Origin of the sequence: Dehalobacter sp. DCA (assembly GCF_000305775.1) — a bacterium.
Classification (GTDB): domain Bacteria; phylum Bacillota; class Desulfitobacteriia; order Desulfitobacteriales; family Syntrophobotulaceae; genus Dehalobacter; species Dehalobacter alkaniphilus.
On sequence record NC_018866.1, the window covers coordinates 194358 to 216188 of the forward strand.

At 45.4% G+C, this 21831-nt stretch carries 19 protein-coding genes, 1 tRNA gene and 1 other RNA gene; 18 read left to right on the forward strand and 3 right to left on the reverse strand.

Annotated elements, in window-relative coordinates; genetic code table 11:
- Positions 1 to 13 precede the first annotated feature (13 nt).
- Positions 14 to 1690: a CotH kinase family protein gene (locus DHBDCA_RS01000; protein WP_015042269.1), complete on the forward strand. Its 1677-nt coding sequence runs from the start codon at positions 14 to 16 to the stop codon at positions 1688 to 1690.
- 169 nt (positions 1691 to 1859) lie between these two features.
- On the opposite strand, the gene DHBDCA_RS01005 is transcribed toward DHBDCA_RS01000, so the two are convergent.
- Complete coding sequence (locus DHBDCA_RS01005) at positions 1860 to 2528, reverse strand: hypothetical protein (protein WP_015042270.1); 669 nt, start codon at positions 2526 to 2528, stop codon at positions 1860 to 1862.
- Positions 2529 to 2784: 256 nt separating this feature from the next.
- On the opposite strand from DHBDCA_RS01005, the gene DHBDCA_RS01010 reads away from it, so the two are divergent.
- From DHBDCA_RS01010 to DHBDCA_RS01030, 5 genes are read left to right on the forward strand one after another with little or no spacing between them, the layout of a single operon-like run.
- Entirely contained in the window at positions 2785 to 3573 is a 789-nt protein-coding gene (locus DHBDCA_RS01010) for an efflux RND transporter periplasmic adaptor subunit (RefSeq protein ID WP_015042271.1), read from the forward strand.
- Positions 3566 to 4480 (forward strand): ABC transporter ATP-binding protein, encoded by a 915-nt coding sequence (locus DHBDCA_RS01015; protein ID WP_015042272.1) that lies wholly within the window; start codon positions 3566 to 3568, stop codon positions 4478 to 4480. The genes DHBDCA_RS01010 and DHBDCA_RS01015 overlap by 8 nt, the downstream gene beginning before the upstream one ends.
- Positions 4481 to 5404: an ABC transporter ATP-binding protein gene (locus DHBDCA_RS01020; RefSeq protein WP_015042273.1), complete on the forward strand. Its 924-nt coding sequence runs from the start codon at positions 4481 to 4483 to the stop codon at positions 5402 to 5404.
- A 15-nt stretch (positions 5405 to 5419) separates the two neighbouring features.
- Positions 5420 to 6535 carry an ABC transporter permease gene (locus tag DHBDCA_RS01025; RefSeq protein ID WP_015042274.1) on the forward strand — a complete coding sequence of 372 codons (1116 nt, stop codon included), beginning with the start codon at positions 5420 to 5422 and terminating at the stop codon, positions 6533 to 6535.
- Positions 6536 to 6552: 17 nt separating this feature from the next.
- Positions 6553 to 7179, forward strand: coding sequence for a TetR/AcrR family transcriptional regulator (locus DHBDCA_RS01030; protein WP_015042275.1), 627 nt, complete (start codon positions 6553 to 6555; stop codon positions 7177 to 7179).
- A 33-nt stretch (positions 7180 to 7212) separates the two neighbouring features.
- Here the strand turns inward: DHBDCA_RS01030 and DHBDCA_RS01035 are convergent, their stop codons facing one another.
- On the reverse strand, positions 7213 to 8589 hold the full coding sequence (locus DHBDCA_RS01035) for an ISNCY family transposase (protein ID WP_242824890.1): 1377 nt from the start codon (positions 8587 to 8589) through the stop codon (positions 7213 to 7215).
- 195 nt (positions 8590 to 8784) lie between these two features.
- Between DHBDCA_RS01035 and DHBDCA_RS01040 the strand changes: the two genes are divergently transcribed.
- From DHBDCA_RS01040 to rsmI, 12 genes are all read left to right on the forward strand, one after another.
- Positions 8785 to 8878: transfer RNA gene (locus tag DHBDCA_RS01040), tRNA-Ser, on the forward strand.
- A gap of 77 nt (positions 8879 to 8955) precedes the next feature.
- An RNA gene (gene ffs / locus DHBDCA_RS14790) (signal recognition particle sRNA large type) lies at positions 8956 to 9222 on the forward strand.
- 184 nt (positions 9223 to 9406) lie between these two features.
- Positions 9407 to 11083 carry a DNA polymerase III subunit gamma/tau gene (gene dnaX / locus DHBDCA_RS01045; protein WP_015042277.1) on the forward strand — a complete coding sequence of 559 codons (1677 nt, stop codon included), beginning with the start codon at positions 9407 to 9409 and terminating at the stop codon, positions 11081 to 11083.
- A gap of 108 nt (positions 11084 to 11191) precedes the next feature.
- The gene (locus tag DHBDCA_RS01050; protein ID WP_015042278.1) at positions 11192 to 11530 is read left to right on the forward strand and encodes a YbaB/EbfC family nucleoid-associated protein; all 339 of its coding nucleotides are present in this window, start codon (positions 11192 to 11194) and stop codon (positions 11528 to 11530) included.
- Between the two features lie 81 nt (positions 11531 to 11611).
- A complete protein-coding gene (gene recR / locus DHBDCA_RS01055) occupies positions 11612 to 12208 on the forward strand; it encodes a recombination mediator RecR (RefSeq protein WP_015042279.1) in 597 nt (198 codons plus the stop codon).
- A 145-nt stretch (positions 12209 to 12353) separates the two neighbouring features.
- The gene (locus tag DHBDCA_RS01060; protein ID WP_015042280.1) at positions 12354 to 12608 is read left to right on the forward strand and encodes a pro-sigmaK processing inhibitor BofA family protein; all 255 of its coding nucleotides are present in this window, start codon (positions 12354 to 12356) and stop codon (positions 12606 to 12608) included.
- A gap of 289 nt (positions 12609 to 12897) precedes the next feature.
- A complete protein-coding gene (gene nifJ, locus DHBDCA_RS01065; protein WP_015042281.1) occupies positions 12898 to 16434 on the forward strand; it encodes a pyruvate:ferredoxin (flavodoxin) oxidoreductase in 3537 nt (1178 codons plus the stop codon).
- A gap of 605 nt (positions 16435 to 17039) precedes the next feature.
- A complete protein-coding gene (locus DHBDCA_RS01070; protein ID WP_015042284.1) occupies positions 17040 to 18485 on the forward strand; it encodes an aminotransferase class I/II-fold pyridoxal phosphate-dependent enzyme in 1446 nt (481 codons plus the stop codon).
- 13 nt (positions 18486 to 18498) lie between these two features.
- Positions 18499 to 19344: a DNA polymerase III subunit delta' gene (locus DHBDCA_RS01075; protein ID WP_015042285.1), complete on the forward strand. Its 846-nt coding sequence runs from the start codon at positions 18499 to 18501 to the stop codon at positions 19342 to 19344.
- Positions 19337 to 20089, forward strand: coding sequence for a PSP1 domain-containing protein (locus tag DHBDCA_RS01080; protein ID WP_015042286.1), 753 nt, complete (start codon positions 19337 to 19339; stop codon positions 20087 to 20089). The genes DHBDCA_RS01075 and DHBDCA_RS01080 overlap by 8 nt, the downstream gene beginning before the upstream one ends.
- Before the next feature lie 2 nt (positions 20090 to 20091).
- Positions 20092 to 20400, forward strand: a complete 309-nt coding sequence (locus DHBDCA_RS01085) for an initiation-control protein YabA (RefSeq protein WP_015042287.1) — start codon at positions 20092 to 20094, stop codon at positions 20398 to 20400.
- A gap of 15 nt (positions 20401 to 20415) precedes the next feature.
- Positions 20416 to 21249, forward strand: coding sequence for a 16S rRNA (cytidine(1402)-2'-O)-methyltransferase (gene rsmI, locus DHBDCA_RS01090; RefSeq protein WP_015042288.1), 834 nt, complete (start codon positions 20416 to 20418; stop codon positions 21247 to 21249).
- Positions 21250 to 21308: 59 nt separating this feature from the next.
- Here the strand turns inward: rsmI and DHBDCA_RS01095 are convergent, their stop codons facing one another.
- Positions 21309 to 21575, reverse strand: coding sequence for an AbrB/MazE/SpoVT family DNA-binding domain-containing protein (locus DHBDCA_RS01095; RefSeq protein ID WP_015042289.1), 267 nt, complete (start codon positions 21573 to 21575; stop codon positions 21309 to 21311).
- Between the last annotated feature and the right edge of the window lie 256 nt (positions 21576 to 21831).

Genomic DNA, 21831 nt, shown 5'->3' on the forward strand with positions numbered 1-21831 from the left:
GAGGGATTAAAACATGGACAAAAAATTTACAGGGATCGTTGCGGCGCTGCTTACAGTATGCACCTTAACGACCGCCTATGCGGCACTGTCTTTCAAGCAGGGAGATAGTGCCAATGTCCGTTTGAACACTGGAAAAACAGGAACAGGCAGCTCCTCTGCAGAGTCTGTTTATTCCGCTTATACGGAACGTTTCTTCGATCCTGACAAAGTCATCGAAATTCGCATTTCAATCCCTGAGGCGGATTATCAGGACATGCTGCAAAATCCCGCAGAGGAAGAATATAAAGAGGCTCAGGTTGTGATCGATAGCGTGAAGACAAAAAATGTCGGAATCCGTACCAAAGGCAATTCCAGTCTTAATTCAGTCCTGAGAAGCAATTCCGACCGCTACAGCTTTAAAATTGATTTTGATCATTATATTGAAGGGCAAAGCCTCTCGGGGCTGACCAAACTGAATTTAAATAATGGCTGGGATGATGCGTCCTGCATGCGGGAATATCTATCCTACTCACTGCTGAAAGAGATGGGCGTTCCTGTTCCTGCTTATTGCTACGCGAACCTTTATATCAATGATCATCCAGCAGGTTTGTATCTGGCAGTTGAGGGCGTTGAAGAAGCATATGCGGAAAGGTACTTTGGCCAGGACCATGGGACACTTTATAAACCGTATGGCGATCGGGGTAAAGGAAACGATCTGGTTTACAGTGATGACAATATTGAATCTTACAGTGGCCTGCAAGCTGTGACCGACTCGAAAGAAGGCAGCAATGAGGCTTTAGTCAAGATGATCAGAGCACTGAATGAGGGCAGGGACTTAGAAACATACCTGAATATTGACGAGATCCTGCGATATTTTGCAGTTAACACCGTACTTGTCAATATGGACAGCTATCAGGGACAGTTTACCCACAATTATTATTTATATGAGGAGAACGGTTTATTCAGTTTCCTCCCCTGGGATTATAATTTGTCCTTTGGCGGATTTGGCGGAGGCACTGCGCTGTCGATTGATCAGCCGGTCTCCGGAACGACCTTGGACCAACGCCCGCTGCTGGGCAAACTACTCGAAGTACGGGCGTATAAGGATGTCTATCACCAATACATGAAAGCATTTATCGAAGGGCCTTTTGCTTTGGGGAAAATGACGGCTAAAATCGAGAAAACCGCAGATCTGATTAGACCTTATGTCACAAGTGACCCAACCAAGTTCTATACGCTGGAACAATTTGAACAGGCGATCGGCGAAGGCTCGTCTCAGGAACCCACAACAGACAGTATGACCACGTTTCGAGGTGGCTTTGGAGCTAGAAAGAATATGCCGGGAAGCGGAAAGTTGATAGGACTGGCTGCATTTATCCGGGACCGGATTGATAATGTCTCCAAACAGCTGAGCGGGGAACTGGCTTCATCAGGAACAACAGAAGATGGGGCCGGTGAAAATGCAGGCGGGCTGCAGCAGCCCCTGACAAGACAGGATCAACCGGGTATGCAGCCGCCGGGAGATATGCCTGAAGGAATAGAGCATAAGCAAAAGATGCCGGGCATGAATTGGCAGGAAGCATCCAGTCAAGATCCTAATAACGGATGGATCGGAAACCGTCGGGACAATTATTTTATTGGCGGTGCGGCATTCGTGCTTATGATTTTAAGTCTGGCTATCCTGAAAAAAAGAAACAAGCATTCGATCTAAGTATAAACAGGGCTTGCTGTTTGAACATTGATTCAGAGTAAACCTATCATGTCTATTCTGAATCTATATTTCTACTGGTAAGATTTCTGTATGACTGTGTTGTCTTGCAGCTCCTTGCCATACAAAATTTCCCTCAATGGTTTACATAAATTTTAGGGTTGACAAGGCACTAGTGCTGGACATCATATTCTTTAAGCTGGGAGATTACTTTTTCATTTTCCGGCATCACGTACTCGGATTTGACCAGACCGACGTCTTTCTTATAGTAATATAAGCTGTAATTTCCGCTTTCAGGATACGTGATTTTCACAGTCAGGCAATTTTCGAAAATCCCGGCTGGCACTTCTACCGTGGCGGCCGTGTCAATGATCTCATATGAATTTCCTTCACTGGTCCACGAATTGCCTGTAGTAAGCGGTAATTGCAGCAGGACGACCTCAATATTTGACGGTTGGTTCAAAATGTTTTTATCTTCATAGAATTCAGACTGTCTGAAGGTATTAACAACACGGTCTGCTGCAACTTTATACCTGTTAGCGGTAACAGTGCCGCCATTGTCAATCATGACCTGGTATTGATTACGCTGCTGGTACGTAACTTTTTCTGTATACGAAGCATATTCGTTACCGATTCCTTCATAGAACCAGTAATTGCCGACACTCAACGGAATGTACGCGGCAATATTTTCAGTCTGCTCGCTGGAGGGAGAAGGGGCCGGTTTCGGTTCCGGTTTGGCGAGAGAGCATCCGTTAAAAAACAAGAGAGCCAGGACGATAATGCTCCAGAGGACATGCTTTTTCGTTAATACATGTGTAATAGGTTCGGGGACAATTTTCATTGAATTAGCCTCCTTTGCAGTCTAAAAAATGATATAACGCTATTTTCAGTATGCCAAAAAAATAATAATATAGCCAACTTTTCATTCTGTTTGATTTCCTATTTTGCAAAACGATGTTGTCATGCTACAATGTCACTATAGTCATAAATTCGTGACTTCCGTATAAAATATAAATGGATAAACTGTATCACATCCTGTATGATATTGCTGAAACGGCAGAGAAAAAGAAAAGCATATTTGAAAAGGGGACGTGAAAATGGCGAAAAAAAAGAAAATCGTGGCAGCCATTATTGCTGCAGCTGTATTGCTTTCAGGCTATCTGGGGTGGGAGTATTTTTATTTTTCCGATGATGGGACGGTTGAGGCATCCGGTACAATTGAAGCTACCACCGTGGACTTGCGTGTGATGATCGCCGGCAAGGTTCAGAATTTTCAGGTGAAATCCGGGGATAAGGTCAAGAAAGCAGATATCATTGCCGAGATACAGCGTAATGATCTGGCAGCCCAGCTGGAAAGGGATAAACTAAATGTAGCAATTGCTCAAAACAATCTGGATGCTTTGCCGTCGGGAAGCAGTGACCATACAATTACTGCTGCCCAAGATCAGGTAATGCTGATGCAGGCTGTCGTCAAAGCAACGGAGGCACAGCTGGCTGATCTGCAGATAAAATCTCCGATTGACGGGACCATTCAAGCCAAAGATTATGAAATTGGTGAATATGTCACGGCCGGATCCACGTTGGCCACGGTTGTCAATCTGGACCAGGTCTGGATTAACGTATATATACCGACAGATGACCTGCCTTTTATAGAATTGGGGAGGGAAGCGAATTTCACGATCAGTGGTCTGGACAGGGTGTTTACAGGCACGATTGCTGAAATTGCCAGCCAGGGAGAATTTACGCCCAAAACGATTCAAACCAAAAGAGAAAGGGCCAATATTGTCTACAAAGTCAAAATTGCAGTGGATAATCCCGAAGGATTATTAAAACCAGGCATGCCGGCAGATGTTATGATCAAAATGGTAGAGACGGCCAATGATTAAGGTAAATCAACTGTCTAAAAAATTTGGATCTCTGCTGGCCGTTAACGATGTAAGTCTGAACGTCAGCGAGGGAGAAATTTTTGGTTTGATTGGTCCGGACGGAGCAGGTAAAACGACGCTCATCCGGGTCATCTGCGGGCTGCTAACCGCAGATGCCGGTGAAGTAAGGGTTTTGGGGCTCACGGACAGAGAACGGGAAAAAGGAAAAGACGCCGGTGCCAGAAATTTTGGTTATATGCCGCAGCGTTTCAGCCTCTATGGCGACCTTACGGTCATGGAGAACTTACTCTTTTTCGGGGAGATGTACAGCCTTAAAAAAGAAGTCATTATCCATCGTTCGGAAGAGATTCTGGAAATCACCAACCTGGTTGCGTTTAAAAAAAGATTTGCGGATCAACTTTCCGGCGGAATGAAGCAAAAACTGGCGCTGACCTGCGCGCTTGTCACCAGGCCGAAACTGTTGATTCTCGATGAACCGACCTATGGTGTTGATCCGGAATTCCGCAAGGAGTTCTGGAAGATTCTATACCAGTTGAACCGGGAAGGAATGACCATTCTGGTGTCTACCCCATATATGGATGAGGCGGAACTTTGTACCTGGGTAGCGTTCATGAATGAAGGAAGCGTTCATGTGCTGGATACGCCAGTGGGCCTGAAAGAAAAATTCCCTTATCAGGTCTGGGAGGTTATGGCTGATACAAAAGAACCCTGGCTGTTCGGGGAAACAGATGGAATCCTGGATTATTCCCTATTTGGAGACAAGTACCGTTTGATCATCGACAAGAACGTCGAAGCAGAAGCCTTGATTGAACAGACCCTTACGACAAAGGGCTGCACCTTTAGCCAGCTGCAAAAAGCAGCCCCTTCCATTGAAGATGTCTTTGTCATCATGGCAGGAGGAAAATAGATGGAAAATGTGATTATTACCGAAGGCCTGATAAAAAAATTTGGTGACTTTACCGCAGTTGACAACGTTTCGCTTCGGGTCGGAAGAGGGGAGATTTTTGGTTTTTTAGGACCGAATGGCGCGGGTAAATCGACGACAATCCGAATGCTCTGCGGCATTTTGGAACCAACCGGAGGCTCTGCGGTAGTTCTGGGCTATGATCTCCGAAAGGAAGCTGAAAAAATTAAACAAAGCATCGGCTACATGTCTCAAAAATTTAGCCTCTATGATGACCTTACAGTGAAAGAGAATTTAAAATTCTATGCAGGTCTGTATGGAATTCCGCGCAAAAATTTATCCGGGAGAATGGATGAAATGATTGCGATGGCCGATCTGACAGGAAGGGAAAATGAACTTGCCGGTAACTTAAGCGGGGGCTGGAAACAGCGGCTTGCCTTGGGTTGCGCTATCATTGCCAAACCACCGCTGCTTTTCCTGGATGAGCCGACCAGCGGAGTTAGTCCGACCAGCCGCAGAATGTTCTTTCAGATCATCAAAAAAATGACGAATGAGGGAACCACGGTCATGGTAACAACCCACTTTATGGATGAAGCAGAACGCTGTCATCGGGCCGCGTTTATATCCGGCGGGAAACTGATGGCGGTGGATAGTCCGGACCAACTCAAGAAGAAATCAATTCAAGGTTGCATGGTTGAGCTGAAGCTCAAGGATGGCATGCAGCGCGTGAAGGAAATCGAAAAACTGCCTTATGTTAAGGAGTGTACGATCCACGGGGCGCTCCTTCACGTCCTGCTGACAGGAGAGGATAATGTTTCGCAGCTGGAGCAGGACTTGGCCTGCGAACCTCAAATCATTATGCCTTCCCTGGAAGATGTTTTTGTAGCTTTGGCCAAACAGCAAAGAACCTCGGGATACGCCGAATAGACGAGGAGGATACGAATGGGAAGAATTCAGGCTGTTCTTTATAAGGAGTTTCTGCATATCCGCAGAGACAGACTGACACTGGGACTGGTGTTTATGCTTCCTCTGATTCAGCTGCTTCTATTTGGTTATGCGATCCAAACGGAAGTCAAACATATCCCGACGGTAGTATTTGATCAGTCTCTTAGCGAGGAGAGCAGAGATCTGCTGGAGGCTTTCAGTGCTTCCGGATATTATGACGTCCTTTATGCGGCCAATAGTTTTCAGGAAGTTAATGATATGATTGACAGCGGCAAGGCGAAGGTCGGGATCGTTTTTCCGCCAGGTTTTGCCAATAACGTGCAAAAAGGCGAATCTGCCTCTGTCCAGGTGATTGTCGATGCGAGCGACAATATGGTAGCGAACCAGGCGATGGCGACAGCTAATTCCATCGGCCTGCTGAAATCACAGGAAGTCATTACTCAGAAACTGCATATCGATCTGACTAATCCGCCGTACGACATCCGAGTACGGGCCTGGTATAATCCGGACGGAATTACCGCTTATTATATGGTGCCCGGGATCCTGGGAATTGTTGTGACACTTTCTATGGTGATGATGACATCGATGTCCCTGGTCCGGGAGAGGGAAAAGGGAACGCTCGAGCAGCTTATCGTTACGCCGATCAAGTCGTATGAGCTGATGATCGGAAAAATTATTCCTTATATCTTTCTGGGGTATATCCAGATTACCGTTGCCCTGCTGGTCGGGGTCCTGGTGTTTGGGGTTCCGATCAAAGGGAGCCTGCTGGAACTGTATGGCTTGACGCTGTTCTTTATCACAGCGTCCTTAGGTCTGGGTATCATGATATCCAATATTGCCAGAAATCAAATGCAGGCTTTCCAGATGTCCTTTTTTATCATGCTTCCGAGTATTATGCTTTCGGGTTTTCTTTTCCCGCGGGACGCCATGCCCAGGATCATTTACTATCTCAGCGATGTGATTCCGCTGACATATTACCTGGACATCATCAGAGGAATCGTTCTGAAAGGAATTGGTTTTTCCTACCTGGTCAGCCAGGTCATCTGCCTGATTTTATTTTCAGTGTTGTTTCTTACGATCAGTATTCTGAAGTTTAAGAAGAAAATAGCCTAAAAAGAGGAGTTAACATCGTGGATACGAGAGAAAAAATTATTCTGGCCTGTGAACAGCTTGCTATAAAGAATGCTCTGGGTTTTTCCCGTCTTTCCATGGAAGAACTGGCCAAAGCGGCCGGATTAAGTAAAAGAACGATCTATCGTCATTTTGCCAGCAAAGAAGACTTGTTTGAAGCAACGATTGATAAGGTAACGGATGAAATTATTGCCAGGAATTTGAGACTTTCCGATTCAAAAGATATCAACACGATCATTGTCGGGGCTCTTCAGAATATTTCTTATCTGATCAATCCTCAGTTTTTAGCTGATTTAAGCCATCATTATCCGATGCTCTGGCAAAAAATTGACCAGATCCGTCAGAAAAAGATTGACAGGTTGATCGATCACCTTCTGGTCAGCAGTAAACTGCGTTTACGGGTAGATTCCAGGATTTTTAAGACATCACTGTTAACAGCGATGTCAGAGATTCTCAGTCCTGAGTTTATCCTGAAGAGCGGCATGTCTTTTGAACAGGTCGGATTGGAATTCCTGAATATGTTCATTTTCGGGGCCGTTGAACCGTTAAGCAATACAAAGCAGGAAGCAAGTTTAGCTAATTTGACAGAACTGAAAGTAAATTTGGCTGATGAGCAGAACGGGTAAAAGCTGTAGAAACATTAATATTGAATTAGAGTGTCAATAGTCTGCGATAATGTCACCCTGATAGGGTGATAACTGTGCAGCAGAAATGTCATCCCTAAGTTTCTTGGAATAGAAAATTTCGGTATAGCCAAACCAAGGGGAATTAGTTTTGTTTTTAGGTTTAATTAAAGTCTCAGAAGGTAGGCAATTAGTAGAGTTGTCTGGCTGAGAGATATGTATTATACTTTCCTTAGGCTGAGTATTAAGCGGTTCTGGTTTAATCACAAGGCCCTTGAAAAGAACCTGCATTCCGATATGTTTACTGGTTGCTACAGTAATCGTGTCATGAGGGGATGCAGGGATTTCTTTATTATCCTTAGAAATTGGCAACCGGTATTTCTGACCTCTATAAGAAAAGGAAAGGCCTGAATCAAGCTTTCTTGTTTCATGTATAGCAAAGGTTAACTGAAATGCAGCCAAATCCTGTTTGGGCAAATAGGCCTTTTCCATGCTGGCAGCCTGGACGGAGAATTTGCGGTTGTAATAGGGAATATATTGCCTCAGGAATTCATTAGCCTGTTCAATTGAATTAATGCCTTTACGCTTCATATCTTTAGGCAAACGATCCTGCAAAGTTTCCCAGAGCCTTTCAATCCCCCCTTTAGCTTGTGCAGACTTGGCAATGATAAGTAGAATTTTGGTTTCTCTGAGAGCTCTTGCGAAGTGGGGTTGACGCTCGACTTTACCAGTTAGTTCTTCATCTAGTGTCAGTTTCTTTTTTGTTTTACTGTCATAAGCAAAGACTGTTCTACCATCGGTGTAAATTTCCCTTGGCAAATGGCCGTCTTGATTCATCTGAAACATCAACTCACAATACCCTTCAAAGGTTTCTTCCTTTTCGAAATGAAGAGCTAGAATACGACCTGTGGCATCATCTACAGCACCATGAAGGTGCAGGTAGGAGTCATTGCCCAGCCAATCATAACTGGAAGCATCCATCTGAACGAGTTCTCCTTCACGTTTACGGGCATTTCTTGACCGATGTTTCTTCGGTCTTCGTTTGGCCTTTGGGGATCGAATACCACTGGCTTTTAGATGTCTTGAAACAGTGCTGACAGAGACAAATATCCCCTTGTCTTCAGCGAGAACATCGGTAGCATGGCAAAAGTTATAGTTGATCAATTCCTTTTCGTAAATCTCAATGATGTTCAAGGCTAACTTTGGATCTAAGGCATTAGCAGGCTTACGTCCTCTGTTTTTATGCAGAATGCTCATGACCCCATTGGCGGTGGCCTCCACTTTCAACCGCTGTACTTGTCTGACGCTGAGATTTAGAAGCCCTGCTGCTTGTTTGTTTAATAAATGGCCTGCCAATAATTCTTCGATAATGGTTACTTTTCTTGCTTCTTGCTTGCTCATTTCTAATTTCATCCTCCCATTATATCTGTTTTGTGAGGGGATGACATTTTCCTTGAAGAATTATACTATGACATTATCGCAGATCAACAACATTAATATTGAATTAGAGTTGACGTTCGCTGTCCGAGCCAGTATAATAACATTTGCGACTTTGTTAAATCTTTTGCGAAAAACTGATATTAATGAAATAATTACTGTTTCAGACCCGGAGAGATGGCTGAGTTGGTCGAAGGCGCTCGCCTGGAAAGCGGGTACATGGTGATGAACTGTGTCGTGGGTTCGAATCCCACTCTCTCCGCCATTGACATTATTCGAAGCCTTGACATTTAAAGGCTTTTTATTTATTTACTTTCTTTTTCATGGTATAATAAAGTTTGACCGTGCTAGACGGGGAGTCAGCGGTTCCTTGTAACCCGCAATCCGCTATAGCGGGGTTTAATTCCTTTGATGAGGATCTGGTCGTCGGAGCAGTCCATGTTTGAATGTGATGAGTTTCTGGTCTTGCGCAACGGAACGCTTTGAACCGTGTCAGATCCTGACGGAAGCAGCACTAAGGAGTTAGTTCTGTGTGCCGCGAGGTGACCGGGAATGAACATTTGAGCAGGGTTAACGTCCGGAGGTTTTGGTTCGATCAAAGGTGCACGGTCTTTATTCATATAAGGTGGTTTTTGGAGACCATCTTTTTTGGTGTATCAGAAAATTCAAGTTTCTGGTCGTATATCCGAAAGTATATTGCTTTTTGATATATCTAAGTGCAACTAAGGCTTCCGCCAACGGCTTGGCGTCGGCCAAGTATTCTTTATGAATTTAGGAAGTGACGGGTGATAACATGGCATATCTTGCACTTTATCGAGAGTGGCGGCCCAAAAAATTCAGTGAGATGGTGGGCCAGGAACATGTCAAAATAACCTTGACTAATGCACTGAGCCAGAATAAGGTCGCGCATGCTTATATGTTCAGCGGGCCCCGGGGTACAGGAAAGACTTCGGCAGCGAAGATTTTGGCGAAAGCACTGAACTGCTCCGACCGGGATGGCGCTGAACCGTGCAGCCGGTGTGCATCGTGTCTGGATATTGAGCAGGGAAATGCGATGGATGTCCTGGAAATCGATGCCGCTTCCAACAGAGGCATTGATGAAATCCGGGATTTAAGAGAGAAAGTAAAGCTGGCGTCGTCTGGCGGCAAATATAAAGTATATATTATCGATGAAGTCCATATGCTCACACCTGAGGCTTTTAATGCTTTGCTCAAAACATTGGAGGAGCCACCGGTCAATGTTGTCTTTGTCTTGGCAACGACGGAGGCCCATAAAGTGCCACTGACGATTTTATCCAGAGTGCAGAGATTTGAGTTCCACCGCATTTCCGCGGAAGGCATTGCGATGAGACTGCAGGAGGTGTGTCAGGCTTTAGGACGGGATATCGAGACCAAAGCACTGCGGGTTATCGCGGCTAAGGCCGAAGGTGGTTTGCGCGATGCATTAAGCATCCTGGACCAGTGTCTACTGCAGGATGATCCTATCAGGATGGAGCATATTTATCAGGTGATCGGCATGGTTGGGGAAACATTCAGTGCAGATCTGACGGATTCCCTGCTGAATCAAGATTATGCTTTGACCCTGGCTAAGCTCGGAGAAGGAATTTCTCTGGGTCGGGATCCCCGGCAAATCATCCGCGAACTGTTGGACTATCTGCGGCAGGCGCTGTTATATTTGACCGGCGGTCAGGAACCTTTGATGGCACCTGAGATGACCCGACGGCTTGTTGCGCAGAGTCAGGCAATCGGTCTGAACCGACTTCTCTGCTGGATCAATGTCCTTCTGAAGGGTGAAGGGGAATTGCGCTACGCGACAAATGCCCGTCTGGCAGCGGAAATGATTCTGGTGCAGACCATTTTTGGAGCAGATATAGCGGGGGGTTCAACTGATACAACCGAAAACCGGCCTAAAGAAACGCACGTTAAACAGCCGCAAAAGGCTGTGCAGACGGCCGGTAAACATCCGGCTGAAAGTAAGGATGAGGCTCCAACGAAGGCAGTTGAAACCACCGAACAGGACCAGAATATGGCTGAAACCTTACCTGCTGCTGAACAAGGCAGTGTCAACTTCCAGACGGTCCAGGATAAATGGCCGGAAATACTCGAGGAAGTCCGGAAACGGAAAAGATCTACCCATGCTTTCCTGCTGGAGGGAAAACCGCTTGCCGTAAAAGATGATCAGGTCTATTTGGTTTTTAAAGACGGCTATTCTTTCCACCGGGACAAATTCAATCAGGTAGAAAATAAAAATGTTGTGGAAGAAGTACTTCTGCAAACATTTGGTAGAAAACTCAGTCTGAACAACCTTATTGAAAGTGAGGTTCAGGATCTGCCGGCTGAAGCTGCGGATTCTACAGAGTCAAAAAAAAGAGTAACGGACCGGATGGGACCAGCTGAAGACGACTATTTGGTCCAAAAAGCCCGCGAATTATTTGGAGATCAGCTTGTGCAGGTGCGAAAAGAAAAGTAATATAGATGATAGACAGCTTTAAGCGAGCCATAAGCGAGCAAACGAATGTTAGAAAAAAGAATCAAGCAATAGCAAAAAAAGAATAGTCGAATAAGGAGAGTGTTATTCATGGGATTTAAACAAGGCGGCGGCGGAATGGGCAATATGAACCAGATGCTGAAACAGGCACAGAAGATGCAAGAGAATATGATGAAAGCGAAGGAAGAACTGGAAAGTCAAAGTATTCAGGCATCTTCAGGCGGCGGCATGGTGGAAGTCGTTGTCAGCGGTAAAATGGAAGTTCTGGAACTCAAGATAAAGCCGGAAGCGATTGATCCGGATGACGCTGAACTACTCGAGGACATGATTAAAGCTGCAGTCAACCAGGGACTTAGGAATGCCCAGGCGATGGTCGAGAACGGCATGGCCAAAGCAACCGGAGGATTCAATATTCCCGGATTATTCTAAAACATTGATACCGTTTAATGCTAAATCTAATCAGTTTAAGGTTGACAAGGGACTAGAAAAATTCTGGAGAGTATACATTTTATGGATTATCTATATTATCCTCAGCCAGTGTCCGATTTGATTGCGGCATTTTCTCGCTTGCCTGGAGTTGGGCCGAAGACTGCAGGGCGCCTTGCCTTTTATCTTTTGAGGCATCCGGATCAAGCCGGTGAACTGACGCAGGCAGTGACAAAAGCGTTGCAGGATATCAAACAATGCACGGTTTGCGGGAATTATACCGATATTGATCCATGTAAAATTTGTTCAGGAGAACGCAGGGACAGAACGCTTCTTTGTGTCGTAGAACAGCCCCGCGATGTGATTGCGCTGGAGAAGACCGGCGAATATAAAGGGCTTTATCATGTCTTACACGGTGTACTGTCGCCAATGGAAGGGATCGGGCCGGAGCAGCTTAATCTATCTCCATTATTCCACCGGCTGGAAGGGGTTCAGGAAGTTGTACTGGCAGTGAATCCAACGGTTGAAGGTGAGGCCACCTCATTGTATATTTCAAAGCTCCTAAAACCCATCGAGATTAAAGTAACAAAGATCGCGCATGGCCTGCCGGTAGGCGGAGATTTAGAATACGCGGATGAAGTCACCATTGCCCGGGCGCTCGAAGGCAGACGTCAGCTGTAATTCAGATGTCGGTCCTTATTTTTAGATTGTATTGATCATTGTGGGAGTATCTGAATTTGGGATACTCCCTTTGCTATTTTGGTTCTATCTTGTCCACTGTCGGCATAGCCTGATAACAGGATATACGGCGGGAGGAATCACCATCATGACGTTCGTTTTTTTAGGGTTGTTTATTGTCCTATTAATATTGGTGACCGTGGCCTCATTAAGAAAACCCAATAAACTGATTAAGCTCTTCATTCACATCCTTGGCGGAATTGTCGGTTTATGGGTCGTGGATTTGCTGTTAAGCATTTTTTCATTTGAGATCCCGATTAATATTTTTACCGTGAGTGTTGTCGCGATACTTGGATTTCCTGGGGTAATTGTGCTTGCTGTTCTGCAATTAATAGGAATATAAATTGTCTGATTGAATACAGTATTCTTTTTTAAATAAGCCCTTTTGCAGCAAAATTAAGCTTGACGAATAGAAGAAATAAAAAGTATACTAAAATAGCAGGGGACTATCGTAAAAAAATAGTTCCCTGTATTTGTAGCCTAATCCAGGTAGTTTAATCGCATACTACTGGCCGAAGCAACATTTTCAATCCGTTAATGTTATTTTTTTAGTTTCTTTTATTTAGTTGGTCGGATAGGGGTTATCTCTAACGAAAGAAAAACAAACAAGAAGATTGAGGAGGAGAAAACAAATGTCGAAAATGAAAACAATGTCAGGGAACGAAGCTGCTGCGCATGCTTCATATGCGTTTTCCGAAGTAGCTACTATTTTCCCGATTACCCCTTCATCCGATATGGCAGAGCTTGTTGATGAATGGGCTGCGTATGGCCGTAAGAATATTTTTGGCCAACCGATGAAGGTAGTTGAGATGCAATCGGAAGCCGGAGCCGCTGGTGCTTTTCATGGTTCGCTGCAGGCTGGAGCGCTTACTACGACGTATACGGCTTCTCAAGGTCTGCTTCTGATGATTCCGAATATGTATAAAGTCTCCGGTGAGCAGCTGCCCGGTGTCTTTCATGTCAGTGCCAGAGCACTTGCAGCACATGCCTTGTCCATCTTTGGCGATCATCAGGATGTCATGTCTGTCCGGATGACCGGCTTTGCGATGTTAAGTTCCGGAAGTGTGCAGGAAGCCATGGATCTTGCTTACATCGCTCACCTCTCTGCAATAAAAGCCAGAGTGCCGTTCCTTCATTTCTTTGATGGCTTCAGGACTTCTCATGAGATTTCCAAAATCAACGTGCCGGAGTATGAAGAAGTTGGAACGCTGCTTGATTGGGAAGCATTGAAACAGTTCAGAGACAATGCCTTGAATCCTGAACATCCCTGTCTCAGAGGGACCGCCCAGAATCCCGATATCTACTTTCAGGCCCGCGAAGCCAGTAATAGTTTTTATCAGGCGGTGCCTGGGATTGTCGAAGAATATATGCAAAAATATAAGGGTCTTACGGGACGTGAATATAAGCTCTTTCAGTATTATGGAGCTCCGGATGCTGAGCGGGTTATTATTGTTATGGGTTCTGTCGGGGATACAATCAGTGAAACGATTGATTATCTTGCAGCCCAGGGTGAAAAAGTAGGTGTATTAAGGGTTCGTTTGTTCCGGCCTTTCTCTGCGGAACACTTTATCGCAGCTTTGCCCAAGACAGTCAAGAAAATAGCTGTATTGGAACGTACCAAAGAGCCGGGCTCCCTTGGCGAACCTTTATACCTTGATGTTGTAGATGTTTTCTCCAAGCAGGCCGAAAAACCGGTAATTGTCGGCGGACGCTATGGTCTGGGTTCCAAGGATACCACACCTTCTCAGATCCTCGCGGTATATGAGAACCTGAAAGCGGAAAGTCCCAAGCACGGTTTCACGATCGGCATTATTGATGATGTTACGTTTACTTCTTTGGAAGAGAAGCAATTTATTGATACAACCCCTGAAGGAACCATCAGCTGCCAGTTCTGGGGACTTGGTGCGGATGGAACCGTCGGTGCCAATAAGCAGGCGATCAAGATTATCGGAGATTTCACGGAACTCTATGCTCAGGCTTATTTCGCCTATGACAGCAAGAAATCAGGAGGTACGACCGTATCGCATCTGAGATTTGGCAAAACCCCGATCAAAGCGCCTTATCTTGTCAATACCGCGAACTACATTGCCTGTCATAACCAGTCCTATGTGGATAAATATCATCTGCTGAAAGGACTGAAACCTGGAGGTACGTTCGTATTAAACTGTCAGTGGCCGGTGGAGGAACTGGACGAAAAGCTTCCTGATGCACTCAAAAAAGCCATTGCGGCTAAGAATGCCAAGTTCTATATTATTGACGCTGGCAAGATTGCCAGGGAAATTGGACTCGGCAGCAGGATCAATATGATTATGCAGTCGGCCTTCTTCAAGCTGGCCAAAGTCATTCCGCTGGAGGATGCGCTTCAGTACCTGAAGGATTCGGTTGTTAAGGCCTATGGCAAAAAGGGACAGGAAGTCGTTGACATGAACAATAAGGCGATCGATGCCGGATGTAATGCACTTGTGCAAGTTGAAGTTCCCGCATCCTGGGCTGAGGCCGATGCCAATAAGGGCATTTTCCTCGGAAATGAGAAAGACCCTGCCTTTATTAAAGATGTTGCGCGTGTTATGGCTGCCCAGGAAGGTGACAAACTTCCGGTAAGTGCATTTTTAGGCCGTGAGGACGGAACATTCCCTCTGGGGACCTCGGCTTACGAGAAACGCGGGATTGGTACTGCGATTCCTGAATGGATCAAAGATAACTGCACCCAATGCAACCAATGTTCTTATGTATGCCCGCATAGCGCGATCAGACCTTTCCTGATGGATGAGCAGGAAGCGGCTCAGGCTCCGGAAGCTTTTGCTGCTGTCAAGGCTGCCGGCAAAGATCTGGCCGGACTCCAATACCGCATGCAGGTCAGCCCGCTCGATTGCACAGGCTGCGGCAACTGCGCGGATATTTGTCCTGCGAAAGAAAAAGCGCTGGTTATGAGGGAAGTCGAAGAGATGACCGCGGTCCAGGCTCCTCTCTGGGAGTATGCGGTGGCTTTAAGCGGTAAAGAAGACAAAATTGCCAATAAATATTCCGTGAAGAACAGCCAGTTTGTTAAACCGCTGCTTGAATTTAGCGGCGCTTGCCCCGGCTGCGGAGAGACTGCCTATGTAAAACTCTTAACCCAGCTGTTTGGGGATCGGATGATGGTTGCAAATGCCACAGGTTGTACGTCGATCTGGGGCGGCAGTGCTCCTTCCATTCCATATACCACCAACAAAGAAGGTAAAGGACCTACCTGGGCCAACTCCTTGTTTGAAGACAATGCTGAATACGGGTATGGTATGTATCTTGGCGTTCAGCAGATGCGCAGCAGACTGGCTGACGAAATGAAGCAGGCCCTCAGTCTGGATATTCCTACGGAAATGAAAGCAGCTTTCCAGGAATGGACAGAGAATATGAATGATGGAGATACCTCCAAGGCCGCTGCCAAAAAAGTGCTTGACGCTTTTGCTTCCGTCGATGTGAAGTCCAATGAACTTCTGCAAAAGATTTTGGAGAAGAAAGATCACTTGGTCAAAAAATCACAGTGGATCATCGGTGGAGACGGCTGGGCTTATGATATCGGCTACGGCGGACTGGACCATGTCCTGGCTTCAGGCGATGATGTCAATATTCTGGTTCTCGACACAGAAGTCTATTCGAATACAGGCGGTCAGGCTTCCAAGGCAACACCACGTGCTGCCATTGCTAAATTTGCTGCAGCCGGCAAGAAAATCCGCAAAAAGGATCTCGGCATGATGGCCATGAGCTACGGCTATGTTTACGTTGCCCAGGTTGCTCTGGGATCCAGCATGACTCAGACCTTAAAGGCCATTCAGGAAGCAGAGGCGTACAAAGGACCTTCTCTGGTTATTGCGTATGCACCCTGTATCAACCATGGCATTCATTCCGGTATGGCGACCAGTGTCACACAGGCCAAGAAAGCTGTTGAAGCCGGGTATTGGCATCTGTACCGTTACAATCCGGATCTTCTCGAAAAAGGAGAAAAACCGTTTACCCTCGATTCGAAAGAGCCATCAGCGTCCTTCAGAGATTTTATCATGTCTGAAGTAAGATACAGCTCCTTGCTTCGTACTTTCCCGGATACGGCGGAAGACCTTTTTAAAGGAGCCGAAAAATTTGCCGGAGAACGCTACAAATCATACAAGCGCCTGAATGATCAGGATTGGAACTAACACTGCAAAATTGGAGAACAAACGGAAGCTGCTGCAGGCAGATGATGAACATTTGCCGCAGCAGCCTCTTTTTTTAGTTTCCATATCCGGCAAAAGGGTACTAATAACTCTTTTTTAAGGGAAGAATATACTATAAGCATCAAGTACCATATCAACCCTAGATCTTATAATATCCTGGTGGCAGATTTCTTTTAATACTGCGTTGTCTTGCAGCTACTTGCCTTAAAAAAATCTGATCCCATTATATAATAATTTTAGGGTTGAAAGGTACTAAATAAACAGTAAGCATTCTGGTTAACCGAAAGGAATGAGTCTCAATGCATAATATTTATCCACGTTGTTCACTGTGCCGGAATACTCCCTTAAATGGTCTGTATGACGGGTTTCGCCTTGCCGGAAGGTTTATTTGCTCAGCTTGTGAAGAACAAATTATGACAGCCGATGTCCGGACCCCAACATATCAGGAGAATTTACTGCTTATACGGAAAGTCCTATACGGACAGTCTGCTGATTACATATGTGGACAGTCAAATCGCTAAAACAAAGGTGAAATACAAGTGAAAATATGCTAAAATAAAATGATACCTATTGTGGGGAGGAACCCGGTGGATTCACTGAGAAAAGGACTTGATGACTACTGTGGGCAGGGTATGGTTTCGTTTCATACGCCTGGTCATAAAGGCAGTAAGGAACTACTGTCCGGAATGATGTTTCCGGATTATGATTTAACGGAACTTCCAGGGTTGGATATGCTCCATCATCCACATGGGATTATCGCTGAAGCACAGAAAAAAGCTGCGGAAGCTTATGGATCGGAAGAGACCTTTTTTCTGATTAACGGAGGTACCGCGGGTAACCAGTCTATGTTTGCTGCGCTGATGGCCGGTATGCGGCTGACAGACAGAAAAGTCCGAATTGACCGCAGGGCGCACCGGTCAGTTTTTGGTGCCTTGATCCTGTCGGGAGTTGTTCCCGAATATATTGCTCCGATTATTCATCCGGATTTTCATTTGGCGCTAGGAATGGATGCGGTAGAATATTCCGACGATCTGGCAGGAATTGGGGCGCTGCATCTGACGAGTCCAAGTTATTACGGAACAGTCACAGATCTCAAAACAATCATCAAGCAAAGGGACGGGAATGCTCCGTTTATTCCGATCCTGGTGGATCAGGCTCATGGCTCCCATTTGCAGGGAGGGCTGTTCCCTGCCGGTGCCGTAGCCGAAGGAGCAGACCTGGTGCTCCATAGTTCCCATAAGACCCTCGCGGCGCTTACTCAGGCCGGAATGCTCCATGTGCAGGGCAGCAGAGTTGACCGTACGGCCCTGAAAAAATCATTGGAATTTTTGCAGACTTCCAGTCCGAGCTATCTTCTGATGGCTTCTCTGGAAACGGCGCTTGAAGGATTAACACAGACACAGATCTGGCAGGATCTTTACGTGGAAGTATGTCTGCTGCACCAAAAACTGGAGGGACCTTTTCGGATACTTACAGGTAAGGACTCCGGGAAATATGGCATTTATGATGTTGATTGGTCCAAAATTCTGATCAATGTTTCGGGTTTGGGCTTGACTGCGTTTGAAGCTGTAGATTTTTTAAGAAAGGTATTCCAGATTGAGCCTGAATTATGGGACAAAGAAAATATTCTTTTTATGCTCGGCGCAGGCAGCAGGCCTGAGGATGTACGTCATTTGACGAAGGCGCTGGAATACCTGGTGGGCAAGTACCGTGGGCTGGTAGGACAGCAAAAGGAGCGAAGAACGGATCAATCTCAGAATTCTGCCGGATCAGGCTTCACTCTGCTTATCCCTCCGATGCATTTGACACCGAGGGAAGCATGGCTGGCAGCCAAGAAACCGGTGAAACTAAAGGATGCCCTTGGTTTAATTTCCGGAGAAACTATTTCGATTTATCCCCCTGGCATCCCGCTTATTGCAGGAGGAGAAGAGATCACCTCTTATGTGCTGGAATATCTGAACAGGGCCAGGGAGTATAATTGGCAGGGGTGGGATGGTTCGGAACGCGGAGAAATTCTCGCAGTGAATATTTAAGGTGGATAGGATCATGGGGATCAATTATACATTATTAACAAAAGCAGCACTTGAAGGAAAACTGGCCCATTTTCTCTTATTTCACGGCAGTGGGATGATCGAAAGAGAAAGGGCTGTTCGAGATCTTGCTCTCATGTTAAACTGTAGAAAAGAAAATAAACCCTGCAGGGAGTGTCCGGATTGCAAAAAAATGTTATCCGGCAATCACCCTGATTTTCATATGATCAGGCCCCAAAAGACATCGATTGGCATCGAACAGATTATTCAGATTCAGGGGAAACTATATCGCAAGACCTATGAAGGGAAATTCCGGATATGTTTGATTGACCAGGCAGACAAGCTTACACTCCCTGCTGCGAATGCGCTGCTTAAATTGGCCGAGGAGCCACCGGATCATACGTTAATTGTCTTAAGTGCAGGAAATGCCGAGGGAATTATAAATACCTTAAGGAGCCGTGCTCAGGAAGTCTATTTCTCTTCACCGGCAGAAAGCGATTGGCTGGAGGAGACGGATGCTTTCAGGCTTAGCGGTGGAGACCCAGATCTGGCAAGGAAAATCCAGGAGGTTGGTCTAAGCCGGATCAAGAGCCTGTCGGGAAACTATCTGGAGGCCATCGAAAAAAAAGATTTCCTGAAAATGTTTGCGCTTTTTCCGATGGAAAGAGAAGAAGGCCAGCTTCTTCTGCAGGTCCTGGCTGTTGTCCTGAAAGAAATGGTGATTAAAGGGCAGCAGTCACCTCAGGTTCTCAAAGAAATTACACAAATGACAGAAGCCGTCCGCAGACAGGTTAATCACAGGCTGGCGCTGGAAGTACTGGCCCTAAAACATTTGAAATTGGGAGGAACCGATATTGGCTAAAGTTGTTGGTATTCGTTTCAAAAAAGCCGGCAAGATCTATTATTTTCTTCCCGGCAGCCTCGATATAAAGCCGAACGACGGTGTTATTGTGGAGACGGTACGGGGAATGGAATACGGTAAAGCGGTCATTTCGTTAAAAGAGATTTCCGAAGAGGAAGTGGTATCGCCGCTCAAAGAGGTGCTGCGCTTAGCAACACCCGAAGATGAGGAAATCTATCAAAACAATGAGAAGAAAGAAAAAGAGGCTTTTCAGATATGCCTCAAAAAAATTCATGCCCATCAGCTTCCGATGAAACTGATTGATGTGGAATATACTTTTGATGGCAATAAGATTATTTTTTCTTTTACAGCCGAAGGCCGGGTGGATTTCAGGGAACTGGTGAAAGATCTGGCCTCCGTATTCCGTACCCGCATAGAACTTCGACAGATCGGGGTGCGGGATGAGGCGAAGATGCTCGGAGGACTCGGTTCCTGTGGCAGGGAACTGTGCTGCAGCTCTTTCCTGGGAGATTTCGAACCGGTATCGATCCGGATGGCCAAAGATCAGAATCTTTCGCTTAACCCGACAAAAATTTCCGGCATCTGCGGAAGGCTGATGTGCTGTCTTAAATATGAGAATAGCTGCTATGAATGTCACAACACATTAAATAAGGGACCCAAAGAGAATCGAGTTTTCTCTGAGGTATATGATAAGGAGAGCCAAGAAGAATTGCGCAAACTTGTTGCCGAAGAAGCGGAGGAATAGAGTTGGGCCAGCTATATCAGGCAATTACGGAAGTTGAAGAAAATATCTCAACGCTTTTAAGTGAAGTAAAAAGCCTTAGGCAATATGTTGAGTATCTGGAAGAAGAAAACGTCAAACTAAAAAGGCAGCTTTGTGCCGTCTCAGAGGCAGATACGGTCAGAGTACAGAAAAATGCAGCCAAAATCCAAAAGGAAGCACAGGAAAATCTCGAAAAGCTCTATCAGGAAGGTTTTCATGTCTGCCATATTTATTTCGGCGAACCCGTTGAAGGAAGCTGCCTTTTCTGCAATGCTTTTCTTCGTAAAGACTGACGACCGGAGGATATCATGCCGCAAACAGGGATTTTGTATGTCTGTGCCACCCCAATCGGCAATTTAGGAGATATTACGCTTCGGGTGCTCGAAACACTGAAAGCAGTCGATTTTATAGCCGCGGAAGATACGAGGCATTCGAGAAAACTTCTTGATCATTATCAGATTAAGACCCCTCTTTTAAGTTACCATGACCATAATGAAAAATCGCGTGCCGAGGAGATTGTTCGCTTCTTAAAAGAAGGAAAAAGCGGTGCGTTGGTCTCTGATGCGGGAATGCCCGGGATATCTGATCCCGGTCATATACTTATTGCCCGCTGTCAGGAAGAAAAAATCTGTGTTGACGTTTTGCCTGGCGCCAATGCTGCTTTAACAGCACTTGTTCTGTCGGGAATGCCGGCGGAGAATTTTCTCTTTCTGGGATTTTTGCCTTCAACAAAAACAGAGCGCAAGAAAATCCTTAGAGAAATGACCGAGATTCCTTACACCATTATTCTCTATGAGGCACCTCACCGGATCAAAGCAACGCTGGAAGACATTCTGGAGATTCTTGGGGACCGTCAGACCGCAGTAGCCAGGGAGCTGACTAAACTGCACCAAACGGTACACAGGGGTCTCGCAAATGAACTTCTGCAGGAATTCCGGCTTGCACCAGTAAAAGGTGAATGCTGTATTATTCTGGCACCTGCAGAAAAAAACATTGATCCCGGGGACCCTTCCCTTTGGATGGAGGACCTCCGAAAATTTGAAAAAGACGGCAAAGATCGCAAGGAAGCAATGAAAATGGTTGCTAAAAAATATGGTATGAGTAAGAGTATGATTTATAAGGCTTTTCTGGATCAGAAGTGACAAAATGGACAAAAAAAACAGGAAGTAACTATTTACCTCCTGTCTGGAAAGCCAGATGTTCAACCGGCCTTATTTTCTGAAGCAGCAGCTTCCCCCATTGCCGCGGCACATTCACGACAGACATTCTTTCCGCGGAATACTTGAACATTGGAAGCATTGCCACAGAAGACGCAAGCTGGCTCATACTTTTTAAGTATGATTTTTTCTTCGTCAACATATATTTCCAAAGCGTCTCTTTCATCAATTCCTAATGTTCTGCGAAGTTCGATTGGTAATACGACTCGACCCAATTCATCAACTTTTCTCACAATTCCTGTGGATTTCATAATTTTCATCCCCTTTCTCAACAAGTTTCGACATATATCATCCTAATGTTACCAATCATGCCTGAAAAAGTCAATAGGCGAAAAGTTTTAAAAACGCTTTTTTATCACAAAAAATATATAGTATATTCATGATATCCAAAATTATAATATTTAGTTCGTCGAAATAATCTCATTGGCCTTGACAGTATTTGCTGAAGTTTCTTATATTTATTAAGAAAATGCAAACAAAGCAAACCTTGAAACTGCTGATGATAAC